This window comes from Deinococcus multiflagellatus, assembly GCF_020166415.1.
In the GTDB taxonomy this organism is placed as follows: Bacteria; Deinococcota; Deinococci; order Deinococcales; family Deinococcaceae; genus Deinococcus; species Deinococcus multiflagellatus.
In genome coordinates this window covers 66,820-80,602 of record NZ_JAIQXV010000007.1, presented here as the reverse complement: position 1 = coordinate 80,602, position 13,783 = coordinate 66,820, and the positions used below count along the sequence as shown (strand labels likewise).

Here is a 13,783-nt window from a genome sequence, read left to right as displayed (position 1 = left end):
GCGAACAGTATGCTGGGCAGCAGATCATGCCCAGCCTCTTCTCTGCCCGCGCCCTGTCCGCCGCCCTGGCCCTGGCCGGGGCCCTGCTGCTCAGCCCTGCCGCCGCCGCCCAGACAGGCGGCATCCTGCCGCTGGTGTCGGTGGGGGAAAAATGGCCGCAGGCCCAGGAATCCTACGAAATCCGCGTTTCACCTCAGAACGCCGGTCGGCCCCTGGGGCTGGAGGTGTACTCGCCGGGCTTTAACCTTGCCGACTACGTGGACGGCCGACGGGGCGACGGCTACTTTGGCGACGAGCTGTACAAGAAAAACGAGCCTTTCGAGACCACCTTTACCCTCACCGGCCCCGGCGGCACCGTGACCGAGCGCCGCTACGGCCTGGGGCGCGAGCACACCTGGGAAGGCCTGTTTGCGGGCGGCCTGCCAGCGGGCACCTACACCCTGAAGGTGACCAGCAAGGGCGACGGCAAGAACTCGTTTGCCCTGCGAGTGGCCGCGCCCTTTGTGCTGGAAACCAGCGATTTCAGCGTGAACGCCCGCAGCACCGACGCCGAGCCGCTGCTGGCCGCCCGGCTGAACGTGACCGCCGACTGGGTGGGCAAGACCCTGAACCTGCTGAATTACGACGTGGACGGCCCCCAGGAAGCCGAACTGTGGGCGGTGCAGCCCGGCGGCGCCCGCGTGAACCTCACGCCCAGCGACAACGGCAAGACCGCCACCGACAGTTTCACCATTACCCCGGCGCTGGTGGGCGAGTGGGGCCTGTACATCCGGGTGCTGCCCACCACCAAGCAGTACAGCAACGCCATTCGCTACAGCTTCCGGCTGGGTGAACAGGCGGTGCGCGCCAGCGTGGGCGGGTTTACCCTGCCCGATACGGTGAAAATCGCCAACCAGCTGCTGGTGGAGGTGGTGGACCCCCAGGGCCGCCCCATTCCCGGGGCCTCGTACACCCTGGTGGGCGACTCGGTGGTGCGCCCGGTGCTGCCGGCGGGGTATCTGCCGGTCAGTTCGGTGCTGGTCACCGGCACCGGCAACATGGTCTCCCCCACCGAAGTTCGCTACCAGCCGGGCTTTACCAAGGTGCGCTTTGTGGCCCGCGCGCCGGAAGGGCAGTTGCAGGTGGACGCGGTGGCGCTGTACGGCGGCCAGCGTCTTCCCCTCAGCGGCGTGCCGTTTGAGGTGGCGGGGCGCACGCTGACCACACCGGCCACGGTGCCCCTGGCGCCCGGCGACTACCCGGTGACCCCCACGCCCATTCCCGGCAGCACGGTGACCCCGCCCCTACCCGGCCGCGTGAGCGACGGCGCAGCGGGCCGCGTGACCATCGAGTACCGTGTGCGCACCGACCTCACGCTGGTCACGGCCCCGGACATCCTGAACGTGTGCGACGTAACCCAGCTGACCGCCCTGGCCAAGACGGACTTTCCCTACCGCCTGCCGGGCCGCCTGAACCTGACCCTGCCGACCGGCTGGACCAGCGATTACCCCCTGGAGGTGGCCGGCGAATTCAGCGCCGCGCAGCCACTGCGCCTGAAGGTGCCAGTGCGCGTGTGCCGCACCGACACCGCCGAGGCCACGCTGGACCCGGCCGCCCTGCGCGTAACCGGGCAGGCGCGGGTGCGCAACCCCGGCGGCGCCAACGTGAACCGCACCGTGGAGGGCGGCGCGCGCGCCAGCCTGCAAAAGAGTGTGGAGGCCGCCGCACAGGGCTATCAGGTGACCCTGGTGCTGACCGTGGACAGCACGCTGGAGAACGTGCGCCTGACCGACCCCCTGCCCACAGGCGGCGCGCAGCCAGCGGTGCGCGGGCCGCTGCAGGTGCAGGGCCCCAGCCTCGCCAACACCAATCCCCGCTTTGAGGGCGACGCGATTGTGCTGACCCGCGTAATTCCCGGCACCTACACCCTCACCTACACCCTGTTCACCGACCAGCCCGCTGACCGGGTGGTCACCCCGCCCGACCTGGGCTGGTGAGCCCCCGGTGTCCGCCTAAATGTTCACGCCTTGCCAATGGTTCTCAGGTAGGCTGGGGGTCATGAAGCGGTTGCTGCCAGCCTTCCTGGGCCTGTGGCTCGCCGCCTGTGGTGTGCAGCCCAGCCCGCCGCAGGTGGGCGAGCTGCTGAATGCGCCCACAGCCCTGAACGTGAACGGCCAGATGGTGACGGTGGGCGCGGCCCCGGCGGCGGGCACCGGGGGGTTTGGCGTGCGCGTGCAGCTGAATTCGGCGCGCAGCCCCCTGCCGCCGGTGCGGCTGGACGGCGTCTTTGTGGTGGGCGGCGAGGGGCTGTGGAAAGCGCCCATTCGCGGCGCGGGCACCCAGGCGACGGTGTGGGGCCGCAACGCGGCGGGCCTGCAACCCGGCGAGCCGGTGCAGGTGGTCGTGCGCTTGCTGGACGACCGGGGCCGCGTGCTGTGGCTGCGCGGCGCCCAGACCCGCGTGGGTCAGGCCCCCTGAGGAGGGCGGGGAGGGCCATCTGGTCTGGTGGCGCTCTGGCGCTGTTCCTGTGCTCTGCCGCGCTGGCGCTGACGCCCAGACAGGTCAATGCGGCACTTGAACACCAGTTCAGGGCCCGGTTTGGCGAAGGGGACAGCGTGTGTGTTCATCAGGTGTTGGAACGCACCCCGGCAGCCGTCAGTGTCTACGCTGCCTGCGCGAAGATTCAGGTAAGCGGCGGCGGGCTGACGTTGCAGGCGGGGGAAGTCGCGCCCTACCGGCTGGAGCTGAATGCCGCAGGTCAGTTGCTGCGCCTCCGGGCCCCTCGCGACGGCAGCCTGTATTTAGGTGACCTGCAGCGGCTTTTTTCCCCCAAAGTCCGGGCGCAGCTGACGCCCGCCCGGCGCCAATCATTGCTGCAGGCGCTCAACGACGCGGCGCAGACCTCAGGCGCTCTGCGCCCCCGCTGACTTTACCCCGGGGTCACCGCGCCGTCGCGCACGTTCAGGTGGTGGTCGGCCTGGGCGGCGATATCGCGGTCGTGGGTGATCAGGACCACGGTGCGCCCCTGCCCGGCCGCGCCGCGCAGCAGCTCCAGCACGCGCTCGCCGGTGCGGGTGTCGAGGTTGCCAGTGGGTTCGTCGGCCAGCAGGACGCCGGGATTCCCCACCAGGGCGCGGGCAATCGCCACCCGCTGCGCTTCACCGCCCGACAGCTGTCCGGGCAGGTGGCCCGCGCGGCGCTCCAGGCCCACCAGGGCCAGCAGTTCGCGCGCGCGCTCCCGGCGCTCGCGGGGCGGGCGCCCGGCCAGGGCCAGCGGGAACTCCACGTTCTCCTGCGCGCTCAGAATGCCCACAAGGTTGTGGTTCTGGAACACAAAGCCGTAATGCGCCAGCCGGAAATCGGCGCGGGCGGCTTCGGGCAGGGCGGTGAGGTTGGTGCCGCCCACCTCCACATGCCCGCTGGTGGGGGTATCAAAGCCCGCCAGCAGGTTCAGCAGGGTGCTTTTGCCACTGCCCGAGGGACCCACCACCGCCGTCAGACCGGGGGCAAAGGTGTGGGTGAAGGGGGCCAGGGCCTGCACCTGCCCGTCGCCACTGGGGTACACACGCGACAGGTCCTGCACGCGCAGGGTCAGGGGGTGGGCGGAGGCAGGCACCGTCATCTGGGCTCCGCTCATCTCAGACCCGCCCCAGCGCTTCAGTGATGCTCAGGCGGCTGGCGCTGCGCGCGGGCAGCAGGCCCGAGAGCAACCCCAGCAGGAAGGAAATGCCCAGCGCCAGCAGCGTCAGGCGCGGGGTCAGGGCCGCCGCGTCAATGCCCGCCAGCTGCTGCGTGTACAGATTCACGACCACAATCCCCACCAGCCCCAGCAGCACCCCAAAGACCCCACCAGCCAGCGACAGCAGCAGCGATTCGGTGAGCACCAGCGCGCGCACAAAGGCCGGGCGGGCACCGATGGCGCGCAGGGTGGCAAATTCACGGGTGCGCTCGAAGACGCCCATCATGACAGTGTTCGCCACCGCCAGCCCGCCCACGATCAGGGCAATCAGGGAGATGCCGAAACGCACTGCGTCGCTGATGCGCAGGGCGCGCTCAATGAAGCTGAGGAAATCGGACTGCGTGGCGGCTTCGAGGTCCAATTTCTGGGCAATCTGGGTGGCCACCGCGCGGGCCTCGCGGGGATTTTGCAACTTGACCGCCACCAGCGACACGCGGTTCTGGGCGCCTTCGCTGCGCTGCAGGGTGTCCAGCGGCAGGAAGATGAAGTTGTCCACCAGCCCGGATTCGGGGGCCAGCACGCCCACCACCTTCACGCTGGAGCGGCGGTTGAGGTTCAGGCGACTGCCCAGGTCCAGCCGCAGGTTCTGCGCGGCCTTGGCCCCCACCACCGCCGCGCCCGCCGCGTTGTCACTCGCCTGCAGGGTGCGGCCCCGGGCCACCGCCGCACTGGGAAACACGGCGGCAATGCCCTGCCCGCCGGCCGGCAGGCCGTAGAGCACCGCGCTCTGGGTGGGGTCCAGGCTGCCGCGCACGGCCATGATGACCGGGGTGACGCTCTGAATGCCCAGCTCCGGGGCCAGGCGCTGCAGGTCAGCCACGGTGCTTTGCGGCAGGTTGGGGTGCAGCGACATGCCCTGCGACAGCGGGGTCAGGCTGACCTGAATATCCGGGCCAATGCCGCCCAGTTCCGAGACGAACACCTTGCGGATGCCCTCGCCCAGCGACAGGAAAATCACCATGCTGGCCACGGCCACCGTGATGCCCAGCGCCGTGAGCAGGGTCCGCACCCGGCGCCGGGTCAGGCCCCGCCACGCGAGTCTCCAGAGGTCAGCTGCCTTCATGGTCCCCAGGCTACGCTGCGCCGGGCGGGACATGGCGGCAGGGCCCGGAGAGGCGGCGCCGCCCCGGCCCGCCTGACAGCGGCAATCGTTCCGCCCATGGGAGGAAGGGACCCCCCTCAAGGCCACTTCAACCGCTGTCTGTCACGGTGACTCGCCCCGCTCGCCCCACATGACCTGCAGGGTTTACCTTCAAGCCATGTGGTGACCGCTAGGACGCCCACCGCGCGGCACTCATGAACCCCCGTCACCCCAGCCGCAAGGCACGCTCATGGGGGCCCCGTAGGGTGGCAGCCATGCGCGCCCTGCTGCCCCTGGCCCTGCTGCTGTCCTTCGGGTCGGCCCACGCCCAGACCCTGTTGCCGCTGGATTCCCGCCCCGCCACCCGGGTGCTGCCCGCGCTGGTGGCGGGCCTGCGCGGGGCGAACGTGCAGGTGCCGCCCGCCACGCTGCTGGGCACCGCCACCACCGGGGCCGACCCGGCGGCGCTGGGCGCGTGGCTGCAGGCCCAGCCAAACACCGGCCCCCTGATCGCCGCGCTGGACGCCCTGGCCTACGGCGGACTGGTTCAGTCGCGCACCAGCCCCCTGAGCGCCGAGGAGGCCCTGGCACGGCTGGCGCCCCTGCGCACCTGGCAGGCGCGCACCGGGCAGTCGGTGTACGCCTTTATCACCCTGCCGCGCGAGCCGGACGCCACCAACCGCGCGCGCAATCTGGCGGTGGTGCGCGCGGTGATGGGCTGGGCACGCGAGGGCCTCCTGAAGGAACTGCATGTGACCTGGGACGACGCCCTGCCCGGCAGCCCCGCCCCAGGTGAGGGGGCCGCCCTGGCCCAGGAGGCGCCGGACAACGTGCGCGTCTACCCCGGCGCCGACGAGGTGCTGAGCATGCTGGCCGCCCGCGCCCTGGCCCCGGAAGCGGCCACCGTGCGCCTGGAATACAGCGACCCCAAAGCCGCGCAGGCGGTCATGAAATACGAGGGCATTCCGCTGACCCAGAGCGCGCTGAACCATGCCCAGGGCGCCGGGTTTACGGTGGTGGACAGCCGGGCCGACCTGACCCTGTACGTGTACAACGGTGGCGACCCGCGCCGGGCGGCCCTGCGGGTGAGTGCGCTGCTGCGCCAGGGGCCCGTGGCCGTGGCGGACGTGGCGCAGGTGAACCTGGGCAACACCCGGTTCTGGGGCGACCTGCGCACCCTGCGCCAGCACGCCAACCTGCGCGCCCTGGCCGCCTGGGGCACCCCGGGCAACAACCTGGGCTCGGCCCTGGCCCACGCCAAGCTCAGCCTGCGCGGCGCCGACCCCATTCGCCAGGACGCCCTGCTGGCGCGCGAATTCGCCAACGACGTGATCTACTCCGCCCAGGTGCGCGCCCGGCTGCGGGCCCAGATTCCCGAAGCGCAACTGAACACCCCCGAAGGGCAGGCCGCGCTGAAGCAGGCCGCCGAAGGCTTTTTTCCGCTGCGCGTGGGCAACACCTACACCCTGGACGACGCCGAACTACCCTGGGGCCGCTCCTTTGAATGGGATTTCACCCTGGAAGAGAAAAAGTAGGGAGAGGGGCGCGCGACGTTCAACTGTTAGCAGAGAAACAAAGTGGAGCGGCGGCACCCTTTCGCTTCTGGCCCCGATCTCTAGTTCTGTCTTCCCGGAGGAAAAATCCGTTTCCGCTGCGGGGTGAGCAGCAGTGGCCTGCCCCTCTGAGCACTTCAGGCAGACGGGGGCTGGCCGAGCATCCAACGTCCCTCCCCAAGCGAAGCCGCCCGAAAAAACCAGAGCCCAGGCAGAACCCGCGCTTTGCCCCCTCTTCCCTACTCGGCCTGCGGGTGGGCTTCTTCGGGGCTGAAGCTCAGGAGCAGCGCGGCGCCGATAACCAGGGCGGCGCCCAGCAGGGCCAGGGCGGCCAGCCGCTCGTTAAATAGGGCGGCGGCCAGGGCGGCAGCCACCACCGGTTCCAGGCTGGCAATCACGCTGGCGCGGGTGGCGCTCAGGCGCCGCAGGCCCGCGCTGTAGGCCAGATACGCCAGATAGGTGGAGAGCACGGCGATGGCCCCCAGGCTGCCCCACACCGGCGGCGTCTTGGCCGTAAAGGTCACGAAGGGCAGCAGGGCCAGCGCGCCCACCGGCAGGGCCACCGCCAGCAGCGCCGCCGGGTCGTAGCGGGTAAAAAACGCCTTGCCGTACAGGTAATACAGGCTATAGGTGAATCCTGCGGTCAAGCCCCAGCCCAGCGCCGGCCCGCTCACCGTGATCCCCTGGCCGCCGCCCAGGCTGATCAGGGCAATGCCGCCCAGGGTGCCCGCAATCGCCAGCCCTTCGCGCAGGCCCAGGCGCTCGCGCAGCAGCCCCCAGCCCAGCAGCGCCACGAAGGCGGGCGCGGTGTACAGCAGCACACTGGCGAGGCTGGCGCCCCCGGCCTGCACCGCCAGCTGGTAGGCGCCGTAAAAAACCGCCACCCCCACCACCCCAAAGGCCGCCGTCACCAGCAGGTCGCGCCCACGCGGCCAGCGGGCGCGCGTGAGGGCCGCGTGCGCCGCAAACAGCCCCCCGGCCAGCGCGGCGCGCCAGAAGGCCACCTCCAGCGGCCCCAGGCCGCCCGACTGCGCCTGCTTGCCCAGAATGCCCAGCAGCCCCCACAGCACCGCCGCCGCCAGAATCAGCAGCGGCGCGCCCAGGGCGGGGCGGGTCACGGCCGCCCGGCCAGCCGGCGCCACACGATCACGGTGGCGACCACCGTCAGCAGCAGGCCGCCCACCCCCAGGGCAATCAGGGTCAGGCTCACCCAGTCGCGCGTTTCGCCCACCGGGGCCAGGGTCAGGGCGCTGTACACCTGCGTGTCCCCGGCGGGGGCCAGCACGTCCACCGGGGTGGGGGCGTCGGCGCGCCCGGCCTGCAGCAGCGTGGGGCCGCTCTGGGTCACCGGGCGCAGCACCCCTGTGGCCGAAAATGGCGTGTAGACGCTCTCGGTCACCCAGTAGCCGTAGGTGCCGGCCGGCACCGCCGCGTCAATGATCAGGCTGGTGCCAGACACCTGCACCTGCGGCGTGGGCAGGCGGGTCAGCGCGCCCTGGCTGTCGGCCCGCACCAGCGAGGCCCCGCCCCCCGACACGCGCAGGTGGTAGGCCCACCCGCCCTGGCCGCGCACCCGCAAGCCTGTATCGGCCAGCAGCTGCTGGCCCCCCAGCGAACCTTTGACGAAAATATCGGTCACGCCCGCGCTGGAGCCGGAGGGCGCATTCCACGGATTGCCCATAGCCGTGAAGCTGACGGTAAAGCGCATGCCCTCGCCCTGCGGCTGGGCCGAAAAGGCGCGCAGGTCCAGCATGTCCGGGGTGAAGGCGGGGCGGGTGGGCAGCACATATCCGCCGTCGCCGCGCGCGTCGCCAGCAGGGTCGGACAGGGTTATGGTCGAGGCGAGCAGGGCCAGCACGCCCGGCAGTATAGGCGCGCTACAGCCGCACCAGATCGTCGCGGTGCACCGCTTCGGGGCCGTGGGAGTAGCCCAGCACCGCCTCGATATCGCGCGAGTGCCGCCCCGCAAGCCGGCTCAGGTCCCCCGAGGCGTAGCGGGCCAGCCCCCGGGCCAGATCGGCACCGTCCGGGCCCAGCAGGCGCACGGTGTGGCCGCGCTCAAAGCGGCCCTCCACCGCCGTGATGCCGGCGGGTAGCAGGCTCGCGCCCCGCTCGCGCACGGCCTGCGCGGCGCCGGCATCCAAGTGCAGACTGCCGGCGGCCACCTCGGCCAGAATCCAGCGGCCCCGGGCCTCCAGGCGCGAGCCGTGCGCCTGAAAGCGGGTGCCCAGCGCCTCGCCCGCCACGATGCGCGCCAGGGCGTCGGGGGCGTCGCCGGGCGCAATCACCACCGGGGTGCCGGCGCGGGTGGCAATCTCGGCGGCCTGAATCTTGGTGTGCATGCCGCCGGTGCCCCGGTGCGAACCCGCGCCGCCCGCCAGCGCCCAGACCTCCGGCGTCACCCGCTCCACCACCGGAATCAGGGTGGCGTGCGGGTCCAGGCGGGGATCGGCGGTGTACAGGCCCGGGGCGTCGGTCAGGATCACCAGCAGGTCGGCCTCCACGAGGTTGGCCACAAAGGCCGACAGGGTGTCGTTGTCGCCCACCTTCAGCTGTTCCAGGGCCACGGCGTCGTTCTCGTTGATGATGGGCAGCACCCCGCGCGCCAGACAGCCGGTCAGGGTGGTGCGGGCGTTCAGGTACCGGGTGCGGCTGCGAAAATCGTCGGCGGTCAGCAGCACCTGGGCCACGTTCAGGCCGTACAGATCGGCCAGTTGCGCGTACAGGTGCATCAGGCGGCCCTGGCCCACAGCGGCCAGCAGCTGCTTTTCGGCCAGGGTGCGGGTTCTGGGGGGAAAGTTCAGCGCCTCCCAGCCAGCCAGCACCGCGCCGCTGGTGACCAGCACCGCCTCGTGCCCGGCCAGCCGCACGGCGGCCAGCCCCCGCATCAGGTCCACCAGTCGGGGGCGGTGCAGGCGGTCAGTGCCGGCCGTCAGCACACTCGTGCCCAGTTTCAGAACAACACGCACAGGCGCCAGCATACGCGGCGCGCCCGCACCGCCCGGCCCCGCTGTGCAGATGCCGGATTTCCGGCACGCCCCGCCCACCGGCTGCGGCAGAATGAGAACAGGATGATCAGCGGTTCAAGACACCACGCGGGCCAGCGCGGCCCCTGGCCGGGCCGGCTGCTGGCGGCAGCCCTGCTGGGGGCGCTGCTGGGCGGCCCAGACGCGGGCGCCCAGACCCGGGCCCCAGCCGCCTTGGGCCCAGAGCGGGCGCTGCAGGCCTTCATGCAGACCTTCACGCCGGTGCCTGGGGAACAGTCGCTGCTGGCCCTGGCCCGCCGTGAGGGGCTGGACTGGACCGCCACCCGCAACCTCTTTTCCACCCGCCTGACCGACGAGACTGCGTTTTTTCTGGACTGGCGTGGGCACAGCGTCGCGCCCACGGGCAGCGTATTTACCACCGTGCGCGCCGCCACGTACCTGCGCGGCCCGGAGGCGCTGCTGGTGCTGAGCCGCCAGTGGTGTGTGCAGGGGCAGTGCCAGGAGCGCAGCGCCTTTGCATGGCTGGGGCCCGGCGGCCTGCGCCCCGCCACCGAACAGGCGCTGATCCCCCTGATCCGGGACGCCGCCTTTTTTCCAGGCAGCGTGCCCCCCTGCCTGCGCGGGGTGACGCTGGGGGTGTCCTACCTGCCGGCCCGCCAGGGCGCCGCGCTGTACGCCCTGCCTCTCCTGCCCCCCCAGGCAGCGCGCGCCTGTGCGGCGGCCGGGGTGAACCTGAATGCGGTCACCCGGCCCCTGCGCCTGAACTGGCAGGCCGGGGCCGGGAAGTTTGGCTGGTAAAGGTGCAGATCAAGCGAACTGGCGCGTGGGTTTCCCCTGCGCGCCAGTTCTCTTTGTTGATACCGAGGTTGTAACCGATTCCAGCGGAGGCCGAAATGAGCGGGCGTTAGCTGGCGGTGGCGGCCAGGGGCTCGCTGGGGGTCAGCTGGTGCAAGATGGCGCGCAGGGCCAGCTCAAATTCGCTGTACAGGCCGCTGTCCTGGGGCCCGCGCGGCTGGGCGGTCACGGGATCGCTGCCGGGCAGCGACTCGCTGAGCTGCTGCCAGCCGATGGTCATGGCGTACAGGTGGCGCAGCACGCGCATGGCGGTGTCTGGGTCGTAGGGCATGTGGGCCACCAGCCGGCGCAGCTGCAGGTCCAGGTCGCGGCGGAATTCCAGGGCCAGTTCGGGGCGCACGTTGCGCTCCAGCACGGTGCCCAGCAGCACCAGCAACCGGCGCAGCGGGGTCAGGTGCTCGGCGTGGTGCAGCAGCACGGCCGCGACCTGTTCGGGGCTGCGCGGGCGGCGCTCGGTAAACAGTTCGGCGGTGGCGCCGATCCAGCGGTGCAGGTGCTCGCCCAGCAGCGCCAGAAACAGCTCTTCTTTGGTGTCGAAATACAGGTACAGGGTGCCCTTGGCCAGACCAGCCTCGCGCGCCACCTGGTTCATGCTGAGTTCGGCGTAGCTGGCGGCGGTCCACAGCCGTTCGGCGGCGCGCAGGATATCGTAGCGGCGCTGGTGTTTTTCTTCGGCGCTGCGGGCGCGGGCGGGGCGGGTTGAAGTGCTTGACATCAAACGAAACCATAGTGGCCTGCGGTCAGTACCGCTGTGAACGAGTTCACGCTATCCCCCCCCCGGGGACCCAGCGTCCGGGCGCGGCGGGGTACACTCCTGCCTGAAACGGACCTGCCCATGCCCAGACCTGACCCTGCTGCCCCTGCCCCCCCGCCCCATCTCCTGGCCGGTAAGGCCCTGGCCGACGGGGTCACCGCGGGCGTGCGCGCCGCGCTGCAGGCCTGGAATTTCCGGCCCCATCTGGTGAGCGTGCTGGCGTCCGGCGACCCGGCGTCGCGGGTGTACGTGGACAGCAAGGCCCGCCGGGCCGAGCGCCTCGGCGTGCACCTGAGTGTGCGCGACCTGGGCCCTGAGCCTGCCCAGGCCGCGCTGCACGACACGCTCGATGAGCTGTCGGCCGACCCCCAGGTGCAGGGCATCATGCTGGAATTGCCCCTGGCCCCGGGCCTGGACGCCGACGCCGCCCTGCTGCGCCTGACCGCCCGCAAGGACATTGAGGGCCTGAGCCCGGCCAACCTCGCCCTGATTGCCGCCGGGCGCGAGAGCGAGGCGCTGCTGCCCCCCACGCCGCGCTCGGTGCGCTTTCTGCTGCGCTCGGCCCTGGGCGACGATCTGCGGGGGCGCCGGGTGGCGGTGATTGGCCCGGGGCGCACCGTGGGCCGGCCCCTGACCTTCATGCTGAACAACCGGGGCGTGACGGTGACGCTGTGCAACGAACATACGCGCGATCTGGGCACCGTGCTGGCCCCCCAGGACGCCGTGGTGGTGGCCGTGGGCCGCGCGGGGCTGCTGCGCGCCGAGCACGTACAGCCGCACCATGTGGTGATTGACGCGGGCATCAACGTGCAGCCTGGCGGCGTGGTGGGTGACGCCCAGGCCAATCTGCCCGTGCAGGCCCAGACACCCGTGCCCGGCGGCGTGGGCCCCCTGACCAGCGCCCTGATGTACCAGAATCTGGTGCGCGCCGTAAAGCTGCAGCGCGGCGAGCCGGTGGAATAGGCGGTGGGATGGGAGGCCCTGGCCGGTTTCACAGCTGCCCCAGGGTTCATCCCTCTCCCCAGGCAGGACCTTCTTCCTTCTCTTGGCTGCGCTGACCCAAGGCCCGAAACGCCGCCGTCGACAGGGTGCAGGGCTTAGCCTCAGCAATTGACAGCACCGCAGTCCCGTAAAGGCCGAGGGCCAGATGAGGTTTGGGAAGCCAGCGCAGCCATTGACTTTCGGGAAGACAACGGCACAGGCACTTTCGTGCTGCAGGGCAATGCCGCCGGCCTGCCGACGCTCGCCCGAATGCGGCCCAATTTGACTGGGCGCCCGCCCGGGGTTCATCCGCATCTGGAAGACTGGCGTGGGCTCAATCTTGGTTCGCTTCCCCTCATCCTGCAACACAGGCTGATCCAGCCAGAGTAAAATGGGAGATCTGCTCGCCCCTGGCCTTGCGCGCGGATGCGGCCCACACGTGATTCTTTAAATCACACGTTCCCACCAGAGCGTCACAACAAACAAGCGCGCCCGGTCAAAGGCGCGCCCTTTGTTCTTTCTCAGCTCAGCGGAAGGACAGGTCTGGGTCCTGGGCAGCGTAAGCTGCCTGGGCCGTGTCTTCGGGGGCTTCGGGCTCGCTGTCGTCGTGGCGCACGCTCTTGTACCAGCCCCGGCGCCCGGTGAAGTGGTTGAAGTAGGCCAGCGGCAGGCTGGTGAGCAGCACGAAGGAATACACCGGCAAGCCCAGCAGAATCACCGGCACCATGGTCCAGGGCAGGCGGCGCTCCAGGCAGTAGCGCGCGGCCCAGTTCAGCTGGAACAGCAGTGGCAGCACGCTCAGTACCAGACCAGCGGCCGGGGACAGCGGCAGGCCCTCCCAGCCAAACACGCGGCGCAGGCCCTGGCTGGCAATGCTCAGGATCAGCAGGGCGTTCAGCCACGGGCCCAGGATGAAGTAGCTGAAGTCCAGCCGGGTCAGCAGCGGCCCGGGGCGGCGCCACAGCCGGGGCAGGTAGGCGAGGCATTCCATGGCCCCCTGCGTCCAGCGCACCCGCTGGCGGATAAACCCGGGCACCTCAATCAGGCCCTGCTGGCTGACATGCGCGGTCAGGGCCGCCACGCGGTGCGAGGGGTCATGCAGGCGGATTCCCACGGCGCTGGCAAAGTCTTCCAGCAGCACTTCGGGCCAGGGGTCCACGCCCCGGGCCAGCTGGTCGGCCACGTAGCTCACGCGCATGCACTGGCCGTTGCCGGTCAGCGAGGCGGTGCCGCCCCGGTGCCGGTAGCGCTGGATGTGGCCGGTAATAAACGCTTCAATGTCCTGCTGGAGCAGCAGGGTGCGCCCCAGCGTGCCGCGCAGGCCCGCCGGGGCGCCCGTCTGGCGAAAACGCATCCAGCCCTGAGCGGCCATCACCCGGGGATCGGCAAAGGCGCCGCGCACCTGCCGGGGAAAGTCGGGGCCCACCCGGCCGTCGGCGTCCAGCACCACGATGACCTCATCCTGCGCCTGCGGGAAAAAGCCCCCCTGGACCAGACGGCGCACCGCCCAGTTCATGGCGCGGCCCTTGTTCTGGCGCGCTTCAGGGGGCTGGCGGCGCAGCAGGGTCACCAGGGGGTCGCGCGCCGCCACCCGGGCCACAATGTCGGCCGTGTCGTCGTCGCTGGCGTCGTCAATGACCACCAGCCGGGCGCCGGGGACGGTGGCGCGCAGGTTGGCCAACGTCGCGCCGATCACCTGCGCTTCATTCAGCGCCGGAATCAAGAAGGTCAGGCGCACGCCGTCCTCGCGCTCTGGTGGCCGCAGGCGACGCTGCACCGCGCTCAGCAGTTGCTGGGTCGCGTACAGGGTAAACAGGAGCAGGCCAATGAGGTCAATGGCGATCAGCACGTATC

13 protein-coding genes are annotated in these 13,783 nt (G+C 70.8%); 6 read left to right on the top strand and 7 right to left on the bottom strand.

Annotation, left to right across the window (positions count from 1 at the left end; genetic code table 11):
• The first annotated feature begins 26 nt into the window (after positions 1 to 26).
• The 3 genes from K7W41_RS10475 to K7W41_RS10465 all read left to right on the top strand — a co-directional run bounded on the left by K7W41_RS10475 (position 27) and on the right by K7W41_RS10465 (position 2,906).
• On the top strand, positions 27 to 1,976 hold the full coding sequence (locus K7W41_RS10475; protein ID WP_224607802.1) for a hypothetical protein: 1,950 nt from the start codon (positions 27 to 29) through the stop codon (positions 1,974 to 1,976).
• Positions 1,977 to 2,037: 61 nt separating this feature from the next.
• Positions 2,038 to 2,457: a hypothetical protein gene (locus K7W41_RS10470; RefSeq protein WP_224607799.1), complete on the top strand. Its 420-nt coding sequence runs from the start codon at positions 2,038 to 2,040 to the stop codon at positions 2,455 to 2,457.
• Between the two features lie 137 nt (positions 2,458 to 2,594).
• A complete protein-coding gene (locus tag K7W41_RS10465; protein ID WP_224607796.1) occupies positions 2,595 to 2,906 on the top strand; it encodes a hypothetical protein in 312 nt (103 codons plus the stop codon).
• Between the two features lie 2 nt (positions 2,907 to 2,908).
• On the opposite strand, the gene K7W41_RS10460 is transcribed toward K7W41_RS10465, so the two are convergent.
• Both K7W41_RS10460 and K7W41_RS10455 read right to left on the bottom strand, forming a co-directional pair.
• A complete protein-coding gene (locus K7W41_RS10460; protein ID WP_224607793.1) occupies positions 2,909 to 3,601 on the bottom strand; it encodes an ABC transporter ATP-binding protein in 693 nt (230 codons plus the stop codon).
• Between the two features lie 16 nt (positions 3,602 to 3,617).
• A complete protein-coding gene (locus tag K7W41_RS10455) occupies positions 3,618 to 4,781 on the bottom strand; it encodes an ABC transporter permease (RefSeq protein WP_224607790.1) in 1,164 nt (387 codons plus the stop codon).
• A gap of 293 nt (positions 4,782 to 5,074) precedes the next feature.
• On the opposite strand from K7W41_RS10455, the gene K7W41_RS10450 reads away from it, so the two are divergent.
• A complete protein-coding gene (locus K7W41_RS10450; protein ID WP_224607787.1) occupies positions 5,075 to 6,334 on the top strand; it encodes a DUF4127 family protein in 1,260 nt (419 codons plus the stop codon).
• Between the two features lie 257 nt (positions 6,335 to 6,591).
• Here K7W41_RS10450 and K7W41_RS10445 read toward each other — a convergent pair whose 3' ends face one another.
• Genes K7W41_RS10445 through proB form a run of 3 tightly spaced genes read right to left on the bottom strand, consistent with a single transcriptional unit; the run spans position 6,592 to position 9,321 of the window.
• Positions 6,592 to 7,470: a DMT family transporter gene (locus K7W41_RS10445; protein WP_224607784.1), complete on the bottom strand. Its 879-nt coding sequence runs from the start codon at positions 7,468 to 7,470 to the stop codon at positions 6,592 to 6,594.
• Positions 7,467 to 8,210, bottom strand: a complete 744-nt coding sequence (locus K7W41_RS10440) for a glucodextranase DOMON-like domain-containing protein (protein ID WP_224607781.1) — start codon at positions 8,208 to 8,210, stop codon at positions 7,467 to 7,469. The genes K7W41_RS10445 and K7W41_RS10440 overlap by 4 nt, the downstream gene beginning before the upstream one ends.
• Before the next feature lie 19 nt (positions 8,211 to 8,229).
• Positions 8,230 to 9,321, bottom strand: coding sequence for a glutamate 5-kinase (gene proB, locus K7W41_RS10435; protein WP_224607778.1), 1,092 nt, complete (start codon positions 9,319 to 9,321; stop codon positions 8,230 to 8,232).
• A gap of 102 nt (positions 9,322 to 9,423) precedes the next feature.
• On the opposite strand from proB, the gene K7W41_RS10430 reads away from it, so the two are divergent.
• Positions 9,424 to 10,137, top strand: a complete 714-nt coding sequence (locus tag K7W41_RS10430) for a hypothetical protein (RefSeq protein WP_224607775.1) — start codon at positions 9,424 to 9,426, stop codon at positions 10,135 to 10,137.
• A gap of 106 nt (positions 10,138 to 10,243) precedes the next feature.
• Here the strand turns inward: K7W41_RS10430 and K7W41_RS10425 are convergent, their stop codons facing one another.
• Positions 10,244 to 10,909: a TetR/AcrR family transcriptional regulator gene (locus K7W41_RS10425; RefSeq protein ID WP_224607772.1), complete on the bottom strand. Its 666-nt coding sequence runs from the start codon at positions 10,907 to 10,909 to the stop codon at positions 10,244 to 10,246.
• Between the two features lie 120 nt (positions 10,910 to 11,029).
• Here K7W41_RS10425 and K7W41_RS10420 point away from each other — a divergent pair, with 120 nt between their 5' ends.
• Entirely contained in the window at positions 11,030 to 11,911 is an 882-nt protein-coding gene (locus K7W41_RS10420) for a bifunctional 5,10-methylenetetrahydrofolate dehydrogenase/5,10-methenyltetrahydrofolate cyclohydrolase (RefSeq protein WP_224607769.1), read from the top strand.
• Between the two features lie 544 nt (positions 11,912 to 12,455).
• Here the strand turns inward: K7W41_RS10420 and K7W41_RS10415 are convergent.
• Complete coding sequence (locus tag K7W41_RS10415; RefSeq protein WP_224608130.1) at positions 12,456 to 13,778, bottom strand: glycosyltransferase family 2 protein; 1,323 nt, start codon at positions 13,776 to 13,778, stop codon at positions 12,456 to 12,458.
• Between the last annotated feature and the right edge of the window lie 5 nt (positions 13,779 to 13,783).